22 protein-coding genes and 1 riboswitch are annotated in these 16316 nt (G+C 42.8%); of the genes, 6 read left to right on the top strand and 16 right to left on the bottom strand.

Annotated features, from left to right (window positions below; all coding sequences use genetic code 11):
• Positions 1 to 33: 33 nt before the first annotated feature.
• A complete protein-coding gene (locus tag AA0X95_RS04135; protein ID WP_335534720.1) occupies positions 34 to 171 on the top strand; it encodes a hypothetical protein in 138 nt (45 codons plus the stop codon).
• A 37-nt stretch (positions 172 to 208) separates the two neighbouring features.
• Here the strand turns inward: AA0X95_RS04135 and crcB (AA0X95_RS04130) are convergent, their stop codons facing one another.
• From crcB (AA0X95_RS04130) to AA0X95_RS04105, 6 genes are all read right to left on the bottom strand, one after another.
• Positions 209 to 571: a fluoride efflux transporter CrcB gene (crcB, locus tag AA0X95_RS04130; protein WP_413305659.1), complete on the bottom strand. Its 363-nt coding sequence runs from the start codon at positions 569 to 571 to the stop codon at positions 209 to 211.
• Positions 568 to 969 carry a fluoride efflux transporter CrcB gene (crcB, locus tag AA0X95_RS04125; protein WP_413305656.1) on the bottom strand — a complete coding sequence of 134 codons (402 nt, stop codon included), beginning with the start codon at positions 967 to 969 and terminating at the stop codon, positions 568 to 570. The genes crcB (AA0X95_RS04130) and crcB (AA0X95_RS04125) overlap by 4 nt, the downstream gene beginning before the upstream one ends.
• Before the next feature lie 212 nt (positions 970 to 1181).
• Positions 1182 to 1242: riboswitch (Fluoride riboswitch) on the bottom strand.
• A 562-nt stretch (positions 1243 to 1804) separates the two neighbouring features.
• Positions 1805 to 2257 (bottom strand): CBO0543 family protein, encoded by a 453-nt coding sequence (locus AA0X95_RS04120; RefSeq protein ID WP_413305653.1) that lies wholly within the window; start codon positions 2255 to 2257, stop codon positions 1805 to 1807.
• Between the two features lie 85 nt (positions 2258 to 2342).
• Complete coding sequence (locus AA0X95_RS04115; RefSeq protein ID WP_413305651.1) at positions 2343 to 2597, bottom strand: DUF3231 family protein; 255 nt, start codon at positions 2595 to 2597, stop codon at positions 2343 to 2345.
• A 710-nt stretch (positions 2598 to 3307) separates the two neighbouring features.
• Positions 3308 to 3763: a VOC family protein gene (locus AA0X95_RS04110; RefSeq protein WP_413305648.1), complete on the bottom strand. Its 456-nt coding sequence runs from the start codon at positions 3761 to 3763 to the stop codon at positions 3308 to 3310.
• Positions 3744 to 4208, bottom strand: a complete 465-nt coding sequence (locus tag AA0X95_RS04105) for a VOC family protein (RefSeq protein ID WP_413305645.1) — start codon at positions 4206 to 4208, stop codon at positions 3744 to 3746. The genes AA0X95_RS04110 and AA0X95_RS04105 overlap by 20 nt, the downstream gene beginning before the upstream one ends.
• Before the next feature lie 354 nt (positions 4209 to 4562).
• Between AA0X95_RS04105 and AA0X95_RS04100 the strand changes: the two genes are divergently transcribed.
• Complete coding sequence (locus AA0X95_RS04100; protein WP_413305643.1) at positions 4563 to 6197, top strand: SWIM zinc finger family protein; 1635 nt, start codon at positions 4563 to 4565, stop codon at positions 6195 to 6197.
• 325 nt (positions 6198 to 6522) lie between these two features.
• Positions 6523 to 9459 (top strand): DEAD/DEAH box helicase, encoded by a 2937-nt coding sequence (locus tag AA0X95_RS04095; RefSeq protein ID WP_413305641.1) that lies wholly within the window; start codon positions 6523 to 6525, stop codon positions 9457 to 9459.
• Between the two features lie 579 nt (positions 9460 to 10038).
• Here AA0X95_RS04095 and AA0X95_RS04090 read toward each other — a convergent pair.
• The 4 genes from AA0X95_RS04090 to AA0X95_RS04075 form a co-directional block, all read right to left on the bottom strand.
• Positions 10039 to 10539 carry a CBO0543 family protein gene (locus AA0X95_RS04090; RefSeq protein ID WP_413305639.1) on the bottom strand — a complete coding sequence of 167 codons (501 nt, stop codon included), beginning with the start codon at positions 10537 to 10539 and terminating at the stop codon, positions 10039 to 10041.
• 53 nt (positions 10540 to 10592) lie between these two features.
• Complete coding sequence (locus AA0X95_RS04085; RefSeq protein WP_413305636.1) at positions 10593 to 11015, bottom strand: hypothetical protein; 423 nt, start codon at positions 11013 to 11015, stop codon at positions 10593 to 10595.
• Positions 11016 to 11077: 62 nt separating this feature from the next.
• A complete protein-coding gene (locus tag AA0X95_RS04080; RefSeq protein WP_413305633.1) occupies positions 11078 to 11287 on the bottom strand; it encodes a hypothetical protein in 210 nt (69 codons plus the stop codon).
• A 57-nt stretch (positions 11288 to 11344) separates the two neighbouring features.
• Entirely contained in the window at positions 11345 to 11905 is a 561-nt protein-coding gene (locus AA0X95_RS04075; RefSeq protein ID WP_413305631.1) for a CBO0543 family protein, read from the bottom strand.
• Between the two features lie 274 nt (positions 11906 to 12179).
• Between AA0X95_RS04075 and AA0X95_RS04070 the strand changes: the two genes are divergently transcribed.
• Positions 12180 to 12293, top strand: coding sequence for a YjcZ family sporulation protein (locus AA0X95_RS04070; RefSeq protein WP_413305628.1), 114 nt, complete (start codon positions 12180 to 12182; stop codon positions 12291 to 12293).
• A gap of 102 nt (positions 12294 to 12395) precedes the next feature.
• Entirely contained in the window at positions 12396 to 12575 is a 180-nt protein-coding gene (locus tag AA0X95_RS04065) for a hypothetical protein (protein ID WP_413305626.1), read from the top strand.
• A 142-nt stretch (positions 12576 to 12717) separates the two neighbouring features.
• Here the strand turns inward: AA0X95_RS04065 and AA0X95_RS04060 are convergent, their stop codons facing one another.
• From AA0X95_RS04060 to AA0X95_RS04040, 5 genes are all read right to left on the bottom strand, one after another.
• Positions 12718 to 13158: an SRPBCC family protein gene (locus tag AA0X95_RS04060; RefSeq protein ID WP_413305623.1), complete on the bottom strand. Its 441-nt coding sequence runs from the start codon at positions 13156 to 13158 to the stop codon at positions 12718 to 12720.
• Positions 13159 to 13253: 95 nt separating this feature from the next.
• A complete protein-coding gene (locus AA0X95_RS04055) occupies positions 13254 to 13724 on the bottom strand; it encodes a DinB family protein (protein WP_413305620.1) in 471 nt (156 codons plus the stop codon).
• Positions 13725 to 13755: 31 nt separating this feature from the next.
• Entirely contained in the window at positions 13756 to 14211 is a 456-nt protein-coding gene (locus AA0X95_RS04050) for an SRPBCC family protein (protein WP_413305617.1), read from the bottom strand.
• Positions 14208 to 14597: an ArsR/SmtB family transcription factor gene (locus AA0X95_RS04045; protein WP_413305614.1), complete on the bottom strand. Its 390-nt coding sequence runs from the start codon at positions 14595 to 14597 to the stop codon at positions 14208 to 14210. The genes AA0X95_RS04050 and AA0X95_RS04045 overlap by 4 nt, the downstream gene beginning before the upstream one ends.
• Before the next feature lie 176 nt (positions 14598 to 14773).
• Complete coding sequence (locus AA0X95_RS04040) at positions 14774 to 14932, bottom strand: hypothetical protein (protein WP_413305612.1); 159 nt, start codon at positions 14930 to 14932, stop codon at positions 14774 to 14776.
• Positions 14933 to 15136: 204 nt separating this feature from the next.
• Here AA0X95_RS04040 and AA0X95_RS04035 point away from each other — a divergent pair, with 204 nt between their 5' ends.
• Positions 15137 to 15430, top strand: a complete 294-nt coding sequence (locus AA0X95_RS04035) for an antibiotic biosynthesis monooxygenase family protein (RefSeq protein WP_413305609.1) — start codon at positions 15137 to 15139, stop codon at positions 15428 to 15430.
• A gap of 130 nt (positions 15431 to 15560) precedes the next feature.
• Here the strand turns inward: AA0X95_RS04035 and AA0X95_RS04030 are convergent, their stop codons facing one another.
• Complete coding sequence (locus tag AA0X95_RS04030; protein WP_413305606.1) at positions 15561 to 16250, bottom strand: hypothetical protein; 690 nt, start codon at positions 16248 to 16250, stop codon at positions 15561 to 15563.
• Positions 16251 to 16316 lie beyond the last annotated feature (66 nt).

Raw genomic sequence — 16316 nt, 5'->3', positions numbered from 1 at the left:
GGGAATAACAAGGGAATCGAGGGGGACGAACCAATGAATGAGAACAAATTGTTATTGTCGGAGTTTGCTAGTGAGGATGGTTTTGAACTAAACAACTATATTAATCAACTATTTGAGTACTTCTCTACTCTATCAAAAAATCAAAAGACAAATACCGAGCCAACCCCATAACCATTATGTGGGTTGGCTTTTTTCTTATTGGTGCCTTTTACAAAAGACTCCCTACCCGAATGCCCAAAAAGGCGAGTAGTATGCCGCAGGTGTAGCTGATTGCCAGATATAATACGATTACTTTCATTTTTCCTTTTACATGCAGCTGGATATTCTCTAATTTAAACGTGGAAAACGTCGTAAACGCCCCCATAAACCCTGTTCCTAAAAGCAATCTTAACGTAGTATCCGTATGCGCCCCCATGATGAATCCCAGCAAAAACGAACCCAATAGGTTGACAAACAGGGTAGCGAACGGAAAATCTGATGGGTACCTTTTCTTCATAAATAAGCCAACGCCGTAACGGGACATCGCTCCGAAAAAACCGCCCAATGCGACCCATAAGATATTAGTGATCATGACCGTACACCCCCGCCTACTGTAGCATCCTTTTTCCATCCTAAGCGGTAGCCGAGCCATGAGAACAACAAACCGCCCCAAAGACTGAGGAGTACATATAGAATTGCGGTGCCCCATTTCGATGCATCGATTAGGTGAACGGTTTCCACACTAAAGGTGGAAAACGTCGTAAACGAACCGATCAAACCGGTGCCTATGGCCGTGATGATATGCGGGTGCAATGATTTGAACCGCGGCAGAAAATGTGTGAACCAGCCTAATAGAAAGCTCCCCACCATGTTGGTGACAAAGGTTGCTAAAGGAAAGTCATTCACCCACCACTGACTGAAGTAAACACCCAATAAGTAACGGAGCGTGGCTCCGATTATGCCAGCAATACCGACTAAGAAAAAATTCACTTTGGCCCACCTCTATCTTACTTTTATGATTCGCTGATAAAATGCCGAAATTCGCTGATAAAATCCTGGATTCGCCGATAAAACTCTGAAATTCGCTGAGAATTGCTGAGAATTCGCTAATATATTATAAAATTATCCTCTGAGGTGTAATTTTACACTGAAAATTCAAGTTCAAAACATCCATTCTAAATAAATAGACTCCTACCAGGACTTTTCTGGTAGGAGTCATTAGCTTTCTAAGCGTTTATGGCGAACTCCATCGCCTTTGCAGTTATATACAAGTATTTTAGCAAACCAACCTATTGGTTTTCAAGAACAGAAATTTTGCTAAATTCTCACCAGCCCCAACGTATGATGCTGTTTAAGAATTTTTTCCACCAGCTCCACCTGGTCCTCTTCGCAATTTGATTTCCAAGATACTGATGTTAAATGCTTGGAACGGTGTTTTCGCTCTCACCGCGAGCATCGAAAATTGGTTGATATCCATCGTTAATCGGTACGCGTCCAGGCGTTAAAAATGTAAAAGCCTATATAAATGAAGAACCATCTGCTATCTAGACACGCTTATGCCATCTCGAATTATCCGGAACACGTATAAAAGATGGATAAGTTCAGATTGCTTGTGTATTGACGAGGAACTCAAATACAAATAACAAAAACCCCTTAAATTTTTTCCCGACCATAAAGTGGCCCGCGCCTGGCATCGCCATTTCCCACCACAAAGGCATAAACGGGTTTCCCACTCGTAAATAATTGATGTTAAAGGAAGTTAAGTTTGCCTTCGGTCGTCTTGGTTGCCACTTTTGTGTATAGATTGGCATGTTTTTCACCATTTTCAATTATTTTTTGCTAAAGACCTTATAAACCTTAGATTCATGACCAAGATCCAGTAAAGAAACGGGTAGCAAAGGAAGGAATACCACAGCTTCCATTCATGATGATAAAAAACCTCAGTATGTAAGGAGATGTATTCAAAGCCAGTGGTAAGAAAAGTCCAGATCACAACATAGCGTACTTTTTTCATCCATGTCTTTTCAAAGGGGTAAAAATTTAGGAACACGATGTTTGCCGCTGGATAGACAAAGACAAATATGAGCAGGTATTGCCAATCCACGCCCGTGTTAAAAAAACCGTAATAGTCAAATTTCAAATCTAAATAAATGTCCGCGACGGCGGCTAGGATTATAGCAAAGAAGGAGGTTGTATACATTTCTAACTTGGAAATGCGCTTTGGGATAAAAATGATTGCTAGGATGGATCCGATGACGGTCATTATCAATAAAACCATTTCAATCCCTCTCTTTCTATTTATTCTTTGGCCAATTCATCTCGGTTTGTAGCAAGTGGCGGATGTACCAACCAGCCATTTTTAATCAATGGGCCCCATCCTCTGCGTATCTTCCGATGTCGCCAATAAGAATCGTGTATTGTAGCGCCAGGTCCCTTCTCTGTGAAACCGATAAGCAGGCGCCCAAGTAGCCGACTCCCGCAGATACCAGGATGACGATATGAAATAACATCAATTTATCTGAAAACGGTGGAATGGTTGAATCGGTCAATTCTGATACCCATGAAGCGGGTGAAGTGAGATCATTATTTGTTACGATTAATTTACAGCATTTAGTCATATGGGGTTATTATGCTAATTTTATGGAAAATTATGAGTTTTGGGGATTAAGTTTTGGGGCAAGACAGGGTTTTGTTTGTGAAAAATCTTAATTAGTTTTTTGATGTGCTGCGAGGAAGCATATTTATAAGATTGGGACTGGTTTTAGGGGGAGTTTTAGTAGTTTTTACGGAAGGTAGGAAGAATTCTTGAGAGCTTTTGATGGAATTCTTCCTAATTTAGCTGGATTCTTTTGAGCTTGGAATGAATATTACCTATTTAAGAGGATTTCTCCAGTGCTTGGTTGGAATATTACCTAATTTTTATAGGATTTACCCGGATCCAGAACAGAACATCTCGTCGTTTTAGAGGAATTCTACACACTTTGGAATTATATCTACACAAAATCAGGTTTTATCTACACGAATTTGGATTATATCTACACAATTTAGGTTTTTTCTACACGATTATGGATTATATCTACACAAATTCACGATTTATCTACAAATCCAAGTTTTTCTAAATGGATTTCTTAACCAATCCCGGGGTTAGCCCCCCAGGTTCAAATTAATTCTACAAATCGACGGGCTAATTCTACAAAATTTAGATTTATTCTACATAACTCCAGAGGAATTCTACAAAATTTCAATTTATTCTACAAAACTAGCGAGGAATTCTACAAAAACTGGAAATATCCTTCCAAATGATTAAAAGGGTACCCGCCAGCACCCTCTACTTCCCCCGATTCCACTCTTCCAACGTCATCATCCCAAACTCCTCCGCCCCATCCAATCGCAAGGGCGTCATGAACTCCAAAGAATTGCCATCTGGATCCTGAAAATAGATGGCGGCATGCGCTTGGGGATGATTCGGCAGCACGAGCGGCTGGTTTTCCGCAGAAAAACCGAAATCCGGCTTAATTGCAATCCCTCTCTCCTCCAGCCAAACCTTCGCTCTCTCCATATCTTCAAGCTCCACCCGGAACGCCACATGCCGCAATGACGGGTGATAAGGCGTGCGTACCTTATCCGTCTCCCACAACCCCAGCCAACTGCGACCCTTTTCAATCCAAAAGAAAGCAACCTTCTCCTTTTGAAAAGCCAATTCTAAGTTGAGATTTTTATAAAAATCGATAGACCGCTCCAGGTCGCTAACTGGTAAATGAGCTTCATACAGACCTTTTATCATGATTCATCACCTCATGCCATTTGCTCAAGTGGACCGCACCGAGTTCAGGCCTTGCCTCCCCCTCTAGCAACGCCAAATATTCCAGCGAGTTTCCGTCCGGATCCGCGAAATAGTAGGAGGCCGCCGGAACCCAAGCATGGACCACTGGCTCTGAGGTATCCAACCCGAATGACGGGCGCAGCTCGATTCCCTTTTTTTCTAAAAATGAAGGTATTTTCATTAACTCATCCAATGACACCCCAAAGGCAAAGTGTGATGGTACAAACTTTTCAGCAGCCCCCTCCCACACTCCAAGCATTTGCTCCTTCTTCTCGGCATCCTCCAGCCAGAAAAACGCGACTCTTCTCTCGTTGATCACGTACGCGAGCTCCAACCCCAGTGATTGATAGAATTCAATGGATTGTTCTAAATTCCTTGTGTTTACATGCGTTTCATATATTTTCATTCCGCCCAACCCCATTCCCTATTGATACCTTTATTTTAGTGTTTTTATAAAAAATAGACATTCAGCTTTAGTGGGAAGTTTTCTACAACTATAGTTGTAGATTCAGCCTCGAGACCTAGTAGAAGTTCCTCTCTGGCTGAACATTTCCGATCAAACTGTTTCCTATTTCTCCCTATACGTGACCCAAATAAATTTAAAATCCCATGTTTCCAAGCCGCCCCCTCCTCGAATGGTGATTTTTTGGTTATAATAAAGGAATATGGATTTTTATAAATGGATGGACGGACTTTTTATAAAAAAAAGATCGCGCTCTGGTGCTGATTTTTATTTTTCCAAAAAAGGGGGGTTACGGATATGGAGTCGACACCTGCTAGTGAAAAAATTGAGCTCTTCTCGGAACAGGTGAAGGAGCTGCTGCATTCGAGTGTGACGGAGGATGCGAAGCTGGTTTCGAAAGGGTTAATGCTGTACCGTCAAGGGTTGGTGAAGCAGGTCCAAATCTTCCATGATGAAAAAGTGACCTCGACGGTTCAGGATGTCACGCCTTGTTATGTGAAGCTCATCCTCTCGTTTTTGTCGGAGAGCTCGTGTTCGTGTCCGACGGAGGGCTTTTGCCGGCATCAGATGGCGACCTTTTTTGCGGTGTATGCCCGTGTTGGCAGTGTCGCGGATTGGGTGACCGACTGGCGCGAACCGGCTCGGGAGCAAGCGGCGTTTTCGTCATGGGGCATGCAGACGGCGAAGGATCTCGTGAAGGCGAACGGTGTGATGAAGCCGGAATACAGCCGTTGGGTGCAGTCGTTTGAGTTGAGCTTTGATACGCTCTTGGCGACGAAAAAGTACACAAGCCCGTATGTGATTCCGGAGTTGTTCGGGATTTATGAGCGCCGGGTTCATGCGAGTGCCCCTGTAGAGCAGGAATGGCGCTTGTTATATGAGATGGTTTGGATCGTGGTATCGTTCCGGAAGCTGGCGGTGCTGAGTGATCAGCTGGAGCACAGCGAGGATATGGTGAAGCGGGCTTATTTGCATGTGTTCCAGAATTTGCTGGAGGATGCGCATGAGTTGGCGGTGAAGATTGGGGTGCAGTCGCTGCCGTTTGCGTTTGATGAATTTATTGAGAAATTGAAGGACGATGCGTTTGATTTGCTGACGTGCACGAGCGGGATTGAGAATGAGCGGATTTATTTGTATCGCCTGTTGTGGGTGCAATTTTTCAAGCAGAAGAGTTGGCGTGAGGCCGAGGTTGGGAAGATTCGGGCTCGGTTGAAGGAGCTTCATGATTGGGAGAATCCGGCGCCATTGATGGTTGCTGGCATTCATATCAATTTGCTGCTCGGGGACGATGAGGCGGCGTTGAAGTTGGTGGGTCAGTTTGAGGACCGGGTGATTGTGCCGTATTTGGTGTACTGGATCGATTATTTGAGCCAGTTGAAGGCGTGGCGCCGTGTTGGGGTTTTGATTGAGTTGTTTTTGCAAAAAATTAAGGGGTATTTGGAGGAGTTGGGCGGCTATCATAGCTGTGTAGCGTTTGTCCGGGATGCGCTTCGGGCGGTGACGCCATATTGTTCGGAGACGGACCGGGTGGATTTGTTGGAACGGGCGTTGCTGCAGACGCTGCCGTATAGTTTCAGGGAGTATGAGTATATGTTGTTTGAGCGCGGGCAGTATGACCGTTGGGGCGAGCTCCAGGCGTTTGTCGGCTTGAATTTTTATGATTTGCCGAAGGAACGGTTGAAGTTGATTGAGAAGGAGCGTCCGGAGGTGCTGCTGGGGATGCTGCATCAGACGGCGCAGCGGGAGATTGACCAGAAGAACCGGAGCAGCTACCGGTTGGCGGTGCGGCATTTGAAGAAGCTGCGGACGTTGTACAAGAAACTGAAGCGAGTCGATGACTGGGAGTATTTTTTGGAAACATTGCTTGAGCGGACGAAACGGTTGCGCGCGTTCCATGAAGAATGTAAGCGGAGTAAATTGATAGAGAGTTAGGGCTGGTATTTTTGTGGGGACAGTCCCCCGAGGGGTTAATGCGTTAAAGCGCCGGGGGACTGTCCCCCAAGGGGGTGGTGTCAGGCACCACGCGTGGACATTTGTCTTGGTGGAGTGGACGGTTTTGGTTTTGTGCCGTTTTTGGGGTGTTTTGTGCCATTTTGCCGTAGTTTTGTATCAAAATTAATGTGTTTTGTGCCATTTTCACATCGTTTTGTGCCATTTTTCAGGGGTTTTGTGCGAATATACATTTTATGGAAATAAATACCCCCCAAAATAGGTAACTTAAAAATGCCCTTCTCATATAAAAGGAGTTTGTGTACCGATGCTTAAAACAAGGTTTATGAAATTGCTGACAACTAAATTAGGGGAAGGCCGCTTTCTGCTTACGGCCCAGGATGAGCGTGGTCACTTTATGAATCCATTTCGGTGGAAGAACCTCGTTTTTAGCAGCCATGAAGAAAGTTTCTTTGGCACGCTCCTTGAGACGGAGACCGTAGACGACGTCGAAGGTGTGGTCCTTAGCGGCTGGCAGCTTGTCTCCCTTTTTGCCAAGGAGTCCTTCAACCGCTTCATCGAGTGGGATTGGAATGAGCAGTCCGAGATTTGTCTTGCGGCCGCCCATGCCATGCATGAAGGCATCGTGGAAAAAGACTGGCTGCCGGACTTTTCGGTGTGGGAACATGGCGATTTCCGCTGGAAACTGCCGGAACGCGTGAAGGATGAATTTGATCCTTCGTTTTGGGAGCAACCGGTTTCGGGGGCAGACAATCCTGCCGGCGACGATGACGATGAATCCGGCACAACAACTAAAAATTACATATCTGATTTATACAATAGTGCCCTAGATGCCTACTTAACGCGAAACGCAGCGATGAAGGAGCTGTTCGGCCCGAAGCTTGACCTGCTACGTAAGCAAAACATTTCCGGTGGCGAGCTCGCCCGCTATTTTGACGAAGAAAGCTGGCTCGAGTGGGTTGGCATCAAGGAAAGCGACACGCCGTTTACAATCGGGCTCCGCTTAGATGAGCCCCTTGATGGCGAAGGCGCCTGGACCCTGGACATCTTTTTGCGCGGGAAAAAGAACCCTGATGAGATCTATGACATCGAAGGTAGCACCAAAATTCCAGCGAAATGGCGACCATTTTTAGAAAAAGTCGACCGTGAACAAGGCCGCTGGGTGCGACTCATTCCGTGGCTTAGTGAGGATGGTTACTTCAAAACGCATCTCACCGAGGAAGAAGCGTGGATGTTTTTAACCGAGGCAAGCGAAACGATGCTGGCACTGGATGTCGAAATCCTCCTCCCTTCCTGGTGGCAGGCGATGAAGAATGCCAACTTGAAGGTGAAGGCGTCGTTGAAAGGTACTGGAAGCCATCGACCGTCGTTCGTTGGGCTGCAAGCGATGCTTGACTTTAACTGGCGTTTTTCCATGAACGGGGTCGACCTGTCTGAGGAAGAGTTCGGACAGCTCGTGGAGGAAAAACGGCGTCTTGTTTATATTCGCGGCCGGTGGGTGAAGCTGGACCCGCAGTTCATCCGACAAATCCAAGATCTCATGAAGCGTGCGGAAAAAGAAGGCTTGCATGTTCGCGACCTTCTCGAGCAGGAGCTGGTGGATTCGGAAGCAACGGAAGACGAGCTGGAGAATCCAAAGGCGTTTGCGAAAATACAAATAGAGCTGAACCGTCAATGGAAGCAGATGGTCAAGCAGCTGTCAGAGGTGCATGAAATCCCGCTTGCGGATGTGCCTTCCGGGCTGCAGGGCGAACTTCGTCCCTACCAACAGCTTGGCATGAGCTGGCTCTGGTTCTTGCGCCAATTCGGATTTGGTGCGGTGCTCGCCGATGACATGGGTCTCGGAAAAACCGTCCAGCTCATCTCCTACTTGTTAAAAGTAAAAAGTGATGCTAGCAAGGAGTTAGATTTGGTGCCTGACCCCCAACCAAAAACTCGGCGGAAAAATGAAGAGGCCCCTGCGAAGGTGAAGGTTCCTACAAAAGCAGCACTGATTATCTGCCCTACCTCCGTTCTTGGCAACTGGCAGAAGGAGCTTGAGCGGTTTGCACCGGAGATGAATGTCTACCTGCATTATGGTTCGAACCGTCTGAAAGTGGAGGCTTTTTCCGATAAAGCGAAGGACGCCGATGTCGTGCTGACCTCTTATGGCTTGAGCCACCTTGATTCTGAGGAGTTCGAGTCGATTATTTGGAGCTCGATTGCGATTGACGAAGCGCAGAACATTAAGAATGCGCAGACGAAGCAGTCGAAAGCGGTTCGCAGATTGCGTGGCCGTCACCATATTGCGTTGACGGGGACGCCGATGGAAAATCGCCTGTCTGAGCTATGGTCAATTTTTGATTTTACCAACCACGGCTATCTCGGCAGCTTGGGGCAATTCCAGAAGAAGTTCGTCATTCCGATTGAAAAAGATGAGAAAAAGGAAAAAGTGCAGCAGCTGCAATCGTTGATCCGGCCATTCTTATTGCGCCGGACGAAAAAGGACGAAGAGGTTGCGCTCAACCTGCCGGATAAGCTCGAGCAAAAAGAGTACTGCCCGCTTACCCCTGAGCAGGCTTCGTTATACGAGCAGCTCATTCACGATACGTTTGCGGAAATTGAAAAATTGTCCGGGTTTGAGCGCAAGGGGTTAATTTTACAAATGTTGAGCCGTTTGAAGCAGCTGTGCAACCACCCTGCCCTCTATTTAAAGGAAAAATCGGCAGCGCGCGACCTTCTTGACCGTTCGAATAAAATGGAGAAGCTCGTTGAGTTGATTGATGCGGTATTGGAACAAGGCGAAAGCTGTTTGATTTTCACGCAGTATATTGAAATGGGTGAAATGATTCGCGCTACGCTGAAGAAGAAGTTTGGTATCGAGGTACCGTTCTTGAATGGAAGTGTGCCAAAGACGCAGCGTGATGAGATGATCGAGCGATTCCAGGACGGGAAGTTTCCGGTGTTCTTGCTTTCGTTGAAGGCCGGCGGAACGGGGTTGAACCTGACTGCGGCGAATCACGTGATTCACTATGACCGCTGGTGGAATCCGGCGGTTGAAAACCAGGCGACGGACCGGGCGTATCGAATCGGGCAATCGCGCTTCGTGCATGTGCACAAGCTGATTTGCACCGGGACGCTGGAGGAAAAAATCGACGCGATGCTCGAGAAAAAACAATTCCTCAACGACCAAATCATCCAAAGCGAAAACTGGATTACGGAGCTTTCTACGGATGAGTTGAAGGACCTGGTGTATTTGGGGTAAAAAAAGTAGCTGAAGAATTTTTCTTCAGCTACTTTTTTGTAATTAGCCTTTAATCTTGGAACATTGAAATGGAATTCTACAAAATTAAGGTACAATTCTACAAAGTTGAGGTGGAATTCTACAAAGTTAAGGTACAATTCTACAAAGTTGAGGTGGAATTCTACAAAGTTTTGATTTATTCTACAAAATCGAGGAACAATTCTACAAAACTTGGAAATTCATTTCAAAATCCAAAGATTTACCACTAAAAAGCCAGGCGTTGAGCCTGGCTCAGGTATTTTCCTATCAAATTATGTGTTGCTCACCACTTCTAAAATTTAATACCTTACTTACTCGTCACTTTTGATGATTTACTCGTCAAATGTATGATTTACTCGTCGATTTTCTATTTTACTCGTCAAACTTCACACTATACTCGTCAATATCCCTATTTTACTTGCCAAACCCATTCCTCCTAACGTCTTCATCCCAAATCTCCCCAAAAACCTTTTTCTTAGATTTCTATATAAAGGATTTTTTATACCTTTTTACGTAATTTTGACAACATAAAAGAGCACTTCCTCTCCTGAAGAAATGCTCTTATCGAAGCGGTATCGAAAATAATTTTATTAATATAAAAGGAATCGGTATCGAAAGAATCATCGTAAGGATGGGCCTTTGATCATGTAATCGAAGGAAAATGAACATAAAGATATTAAAAATAAAGGAATGAACGATGGTCCAGCCATGCTCGTATACGAATGTACCGGTTTTGAGCAATACCCATTCGTTCACTGTGTAAAGAATCACCCATAATGCTGTCCAGCGAATGGAAAAAAATTTACTAGACGGATAGCGTCCGAGGAATAGCAAAATGGTGCTGATAAATACAATGAACTCTCCTGCCAACGCTACGAATTCACTCGTCAGTGGAGGTGTAGGCGTAATCGACCAGAGTCGGTGATTATATGTGAGGTAATAATAGAGCACATCGCAAAAAAGGAAATATAAAATGGTGGCGTAATACTTCTCAAAATTTCTCCAGTCCCCCCACCTTAGGGTCACTAATGTCCACATACTAACTCCAATTATTTCAGCCATTTCATCCCTCATTAAATGTCTTATTCATTTAGCAATTCCCAAAAACAAGGGAATTATTTCATTCTTTTAAACGGTTCTGCCTCTTCAAACTGGACGGACTTTGCTTTATACATTTTTCCATCCCAGGCATATTTGATTCGCAAGGTTCCAATGTGGCCAGCAGCAGAAATATACACAATTGTCGTGCCGTAAAGGACCCCATTTTCCGCAGAATAATTTTCTACTTGGCCAACCCCTGGACTAGGGGAAAAGGTTCCCGGAAGAAAATGAAATTTTGAAAGCTCTACTACATGTTTCTTTTTGCCTATTAAAATGGTGGCTAGGTTTCCTTGCCGCTCCATTTTGACCAGTCGTTTGACGGCTTCATTAATGGATTCAACCGGAACCTCTTCATATCGTCGATTAGGATCCTGGATTTGGTTTAATAGATGAATTTCTTTCGTCGAGAGTCCTGACCCAGCGCCTGAAATGAGCACAACTCCAATATCTTTTAAATGGTCCCCGGTCAGATCCTCATAAAATAGTTCCGGAGTAAATTTTACGTTGTACCAATCAGGGAAGTGGTACAGCAGGACGCTTTCACCGCCATCCAGTTTCCGTCAATTGTGTCGGCCATTAAAAATAGATTGTCATACCACAGCTCTGATGGAAGGGACGCGATGACCACGCGCTCAACCGCATTCGCTTTTTCGAAAGTCCCTCCAAATAGGAAAAGGATAACTAAGCAGATAGGAATTTTCTTGATCATGGGTACACCACCTATTCTCATTAGAAGGAGAAGATGTTCAAAAATAAAAAGAGCCGTTCAGCTCTTTTTTTGACCACTCGGTGAATACTTATTTGCTTGCTTCCATATAAAATCAACTATCATTTTCAAAACAATAAACAGGATGATTGATACGATAAGTGAGTTAAAATAGTTCCAATTCTCCATCGAGTATAAATGAAAGTACACGCATAGCGGAATCCCTATAAAGCTGATGACAGCAGATAATAATACCTGCGCCACGAGGAACGTTTTCCATTTTCTAAAATATTGATAGCATAAGGTCATAATCACTGGGATCACCGCAAAATCCACTGCATTAAAGCGATGGGTAAAAATCAAAAATTGGTGTGGGTATTCCCAATAATCAAAGTAATTCCCAATCTCATCCGCAAGACCACAGATGACGAAACTAACCATGAAAGCCAATGAAATCAGCACAATTCGATAACGATCAATTAATATGAGAAAAAGCACAAAAAATATGGCATTTAAAATGACAATACTCCACCAATGGGCACTAAATAAATCCTGATGCAGCCATATCTCTGTTTCCGATGTGAGATACTTATTAAATGCCTTTTCCAAATGACTGTACATAATCGTATCATCCCTCATTTTAGATACTTTTCGGACAGTCCTATCTTGCACTATTTCAAATGTAATATTCACCTAGTATGAATGGTAGAAACGCCTCCAATAAGGCACTTTACTCCTTCTTTCACAAAATTCAACTTACTGGCTTAAACTCCATATTTAAACGCGGATTTTTTCTACTATAGGATGTTTGTCCAAACGACCTTCCCTTTTAAAAATATATATAGTGTGAGGATATATTTTTCCTTCAAATCATTCACAAAAGGGGGTGAAATATATGAGCTGGGGATACGGTGGCGGCTATGGCTATGGCGGTGGCTATGGCGGAAGCAGCTTTGTGTTAATTGTTGTATTGTTCATCTTGTTAATTATCGTCCTTTCTACTTTCTAGTTGAATTTAATTAACGATTGGACAAGATCGCGACAATTCCAATGGAAAAAGGGGCAGAACATAGTGTCTGCCCTTTTTCTGCTATTATGAAAAGGATGATACATGGAATGCCGTTTTTGGGATTTGGACGAAGAGATTTGTTTTTTTTGTGACGGCTTTAGAAGAAGACCGTTTTTCCCTATTGTTGAAATCGAAATTGAAAGAAGACGTATTGAAATTGAAATCGAATTAGAGAGAAGAAGACGATTCGAAATCGAAAGAAGAAGAAGACGTAGATTCTAATTAAGTTTATAGTTTAAAAATTAGGAGCCTACAAGTAAGAACATGCTGTCATCAATGGCAGCAGTTCTTTTGTAAGGACCTCCAAATTTCTCGTTTGATGATATTCAAACCTCTACCAACCTTCGTGTTTTTCTACGAGTTTCTAATAGGTTTTTTCTAAGATGTTTTTTATTTTTTTCAGGTCAGCATTGTTTGCTTTTTTCATCATGACTGACATAAATGGCGTAAACAGCTTTGAAAAACCGGTGGGAATTCCTTTGTTTCTCAACGTCATCTTAGTTACATGGTCGTCGATTGCTTCCCAAGTGTAGGTTGTTTCCATTGGAAAAGGACCGTTCGCAGTGCGCATAACCATTTTTTCACCTGGCAGATATTCCACAATTTCATAAACATAGGAGAGTTCTCTCCCTAAAAACTGTGCTTTAAAAGCAATTCTCGCTCCGACAACCACTGATTTTTCCGATTGCCATTCGGCTCTTTTAATATTTACATACCATTCAGGTGCATTTTCTGGATTTGCAGCATAATCTGCCACTTTTTCATAAGGGCAATTAATGATAATATCAGTCAATACGTCTACCATAGTTAATCCCCCCTTTGCTATCTACTATTTTTCCAAGAACTCATTCTTTCAATTAGAAAAGCAGGGAAATGAACCCCTGCTTTTTCCTATTTCCTTTAACCTTTTAGGCTATTTTGTAGGCTTTTGATGATCCCAATGTGTTCACTTTCATGAAACGATGCAAAGGATAGAAGTTCACCGATTGTTTCTAGGGTTAATGGACCAATCGGTAATGGCTGAGCTAGTTTTTCATCAAGACGTCCAGTGAACGTTTCTTTTACACGCTTTATTTGTTCAGCTAGTAATGGAAGGAGCTCCTCGATAGAAGGTGGAGTGATCGTCCATTCAGATGGTCTTGTCCCCGTATTGAACAATTCCATATAGCCTTCAGGTAGATTTGGCATTTCGTTTGCAAAGTGAAACACAATTCCCTCAACAGATGCATAAATATGACCTAGCTGCCACCGTAGCGAATTTGGAAATCCTGCTGGGATCACGTCCGCGTTTTCTTCCGTAATACCTTGTGCCACCTTTAATGTAACGTTGCGGGCAAATTCAAATTGATCAAATAACATTTTTTCATTCATGATAATATTCCCCTTTTTATCGTAAAATTTTTTATGACACTAAATACGTTTTCAAGCTGCCTTCAAGTGTGCTTGTCCAACCATTGTTATGGTTTTTCGCTTCCTCTTCACTTGGAAGATCGGTATGAGTCACCACTACTTCTGTTGCAGTGCCTTTCTCTAGAAAATCAATCGTTACTTTTGTTGGAGGAAAGTCGCTGTTCCCATTTTCCCATTTCCATGTAAAAACTAATTTTTCATTCGGTTCAATTTCAAGATACTGTCCAGTAAGTACATGCGTTTCCCCGTTTGGCGCATGCATATTGAACTTATAGCTACCGTTCACTTGGACATCCATCTCATCAATAGTCGTTGTAAATCCTTCTGGCCCCCACCATTGTTTCAGCGCTTCTGGTTTTGTCCAAGCACTAAACACTCTTTCTCTATTAACTGGATACGTCTTATTTAATTGAAGTGTAAAATTCTGCGTGCTATTCATCGTAATCATTTTTCGTTTCCTCCCTCATCATCTTCATTGTTTAATAAATATTTTTCTAAGCCTGTTAACTGATTTTCCCAGAATGACTGTAATTCATTTAGCCACTTTGTTGCATCATTAAACTGTTCTTGGTGAAGATAATAGTGTTTATATCTTCCCACCTTCCTATACGAGACTAAGCCCGCTGTTTCTAGAACCTTCATATGCTTTGAAAAAGCCGGTAATGACATATCAAAAGGTTCTGCCAGCTTTTTAACTGTCTTCTCTCCCCTGGATAGCTCCTGTATGATTGCTCTTCTGGTTGGATCTGATAAAACTGAAAATACTTGATCAAGATTATCTTTGTAATAGTTAACCATGTGGTTAACTATATAACAAAAAAAAGAGGAGTGCAACCTCCTTTAATAAAATTTTATTGGAAAATTATCACAAGCTAAAACAAAGTTAGCACAATAATCACAGTTACAATCTACCGTTAGTAACGATATCTTTTACAGATCTGCTCCACAACACACTGATTAGTCGAGAAGTGTCTCATGGGGTCAGATCCCTTTTGGATTCAACCTATTCGTCAAGGTCCAAAAGAATTCATCCCATGTTCCGGCGGATATTCCTCTAATTTATCAGCTGTTCTCATATCATCAGTCGGAGCCATTCCTGACTTTTTATCAAAATAAATCGCAATACCACTGAGGACAACGATTGGCAGCATAATGTATACCCAAATCATTCGAACACCTCCATCAACAATCGGTTTATTACTATTATATTATAAAATTAACTAATTTTTACAGTTCTTCGTTAAACATTTTTGGATTTGTTATAATCATCTCTTTATTTATACTCGAAGTTTATTTTCAATCAGTGTTACTTATGATAGGCTTGGACTAACAAGTTTTTCCACTTTTTTTAGTAGTTTTTAGGGGGAGAGTCTATGATACTGGAAGTCGCTTTGCTACAAGTCAAGCCAGGATTGGAACAGGAATATGAAGAATCATTTCGCAAAGCATCTACTATTATTTCATCTATGAAGGGCTATATCTCACACGAATTACAGCGTTGCATGGAAGTAAATGGTAAATATTTACTTACGGTTAAGTGGGAGAGTTTAGAAGACCACACTGTAGGATTCAGACAATCCAGTGAGTATCAGGAATGGAAAGAATTATTACATCACTTTTATCACCCATTCCCAACAGTTGAACATTTTGAAAAAATTAATCTGTAATGAGATCATTGTTACCATGTTTCAGGGGACCCCTATCCATTTGAGTGGAACATTTGCACTTTTTTTCTTCTTTGACATTACTCCTCCTTCATAACAAGATATCCATGAAGGAGGACAATAATGAAAATGGCTATTCCACCTTCTTTAGGCTAGCAACAATTTTTACTGCTTCCTTAATCGGTCCCTTGTAAAAAAAGCTATACACAAATCCATCCCTTGTCTCCCAGACAACATTCACGAATGCAGCGCGTCTGGTACCCCGAACGAAGATTTCCCCCTCATCCATTTCCAAATTTTTAAGCCAACTTACTTTTTTCATATAGTTGAACAGCTCATCTGCCTGTTGGTACGGTTCTTCTCCATAATCACCATCAAATAGAAGCGTCCATTTCCCCTTCTTCGCATGGATCATCGATCTTACTTTCGGTTCAATCCATAAATCGAATCCATTTTTCTTTTTATAAAAAACAAAATGTTTGGGGCGAACGACAGATGTTACTGACCCAACGTTCCCAAACAGATCCCCCATCTTACTCGACTCCCGGGGATTAAATAAGGCCGAATCGTTAGGTGGATACGGCTTATCCATAGATAAGAAATCAATCCTGTACTCATTTTCGTAGGCTTGATAATTGCAAGTCATATAATTCTTTGACTTTCTCGTTTGCGCACTCCAATAGGTGGGCAACAAAACCGGAACCTTTGTATATTGTGTCAGCACCTTTACGGCCGGTCGTAAAAAGGGAACGACCTCCGGCGGCTTCGCCATTGCGGTGAGAAACACAAGACTAATCAGGGACAGCATTGCTAGCTTTTTCAAAAAAAATCCCTCTTCCAACTCAAATTTTTATTATTATTCGCATGCTGGTTATGGTTATATCCCAAA

The sequence above is a fragment of the Neobacillus phoenicis genome, assembly GCF_047302305.1.
In the GTDB taxonomy this organism is placed as follows: domain Bacteria; phylum Bacillota; class Bacilli; order Bacillales; family Cytobacillaceae; genus Neobacillus.
This window is presented reverse-complemented; position numbering and strand designations above follow the sequence as displayed.

Coding starts and splice junctions, on each gene's coding strand:
- AA0X95_RS04095 (WP_413305641.1), top strand. CDS start 6,523: ATGCTTAAAACAAGGTTTATGAAATTGCTGACAACTAAATTAGGGGAA.
- AA0X95_RS04035 (WP_413305609.1), top strand. CDS start 15,137: ATGATACTGGAAGTCGCTTTGCTACAAGTCAAGCCAGGATTGGAACAG.
- AA0X95_RS04115 (WP_413305651.1), bottom strand. CDS start 2,597: ATGACTAAATGCTGTAAATTAATCGTAACAAATAATGATCTCACTTCA.
- AA0X95_RS04120 (WP_413305653.1), bottom strand. CDS start 2,257: ATGGTTTTATTGATAATGACCGTCATCGGATCCATCCTAGCAATCATT.
- AA0X95_RS04080 (WP_413305633.1), bottom strand. CDS start 11,287: ATGATCAAGAAAATTCCTATCTGCTTAGTTATCCTTTTCCTATTTGGA.
- AA0X95_RS04070 (WP_413305628.1), top strand. CDS start 12,180: ATGAGCTGGGGATACGGTGGCGGCTATGGCTATGGCGGTGGCTATGGC.
- AA0X95_RS04060 (WP_413305623.1), bottom strand. CDS start 13,158: ATGGTAGACGTATTGACTGATATTATCATTAATTGCCCTTATGAAAAA.
- AA0X95_RS04110 (WP_413305648.1), bottom strand. CDS start 3,763: ATGATAAAAGGTCTGTATGAAGCTCATTTACCAGTTAGCGACCTGGAG.
- AA0X95_RS04135 (WP_335534720.1), top strand. CDS start 34: ATGAATGAGAACAAATTGTTATTGTCGGAGTTTGCTAGTGAGGATGGT.
- AA0X95_RS04055 (WP_413305620.1), bottom strand. CDS start 13,724: ATGAATGAAAAAATGTTATTTGATCAATTTGAATTTGCCCGCAACGTT.
- AA0X95_RS04040 (WP_413305612.1), bottom strand. CDS start 14,932: ATGATTTGGGTATACATTATGCTGCCAATCGTTGTCCTCAGTGGTATT.
- AA0X95_RS04065 (WP_413305626.1), top strand. CDS start 12,396: ATGGAATGCCGTTTTTGGGATTTGGACGAAGAGATTTGTTTTTTTTGT.
- AA0X95_RS04075 (WP_413305631.1), bottom strand. CDS start 11,905: ATGTACAGTCATTTGGAAAAGGCATTTAATAAGTATCTCACATCGGAA.
- AA0X95_RS04050 (WP_413305617.1), bottom strand. CDS start 14,211: ATGATTACGATGAATAGCACGCAGAATTTTACACTTCAATTAAATAAG.
- AA0X95_RS04100 (WP_413305643.1), top strand. CDS start 4,563: ATGGAGTCGACACCTGCTAGTGAAAAAATTGAGCTCTTCTCGGAACAG.
- AA0X95_RS04090 (WP_413305639.1), bottom strand. CDS start 10,539: ATGGCTGAAATAATTGGAGTTAGTATGTGGACATTAGTGACCCTAAGG.
- AA0X95_RS04105 (WP_413305645.1), bottom strand. CDS start 4,208: ATGAAAATATATGAAACGCATGTAAACACAAGGAATTTAGAACAATCC.
- crcB (WP_413305659.1), bottom strand. CDS start 571: ATGATCACTAATATCTTATGGGTCGCATTGGGCGGTTTTTTCGGAGCG.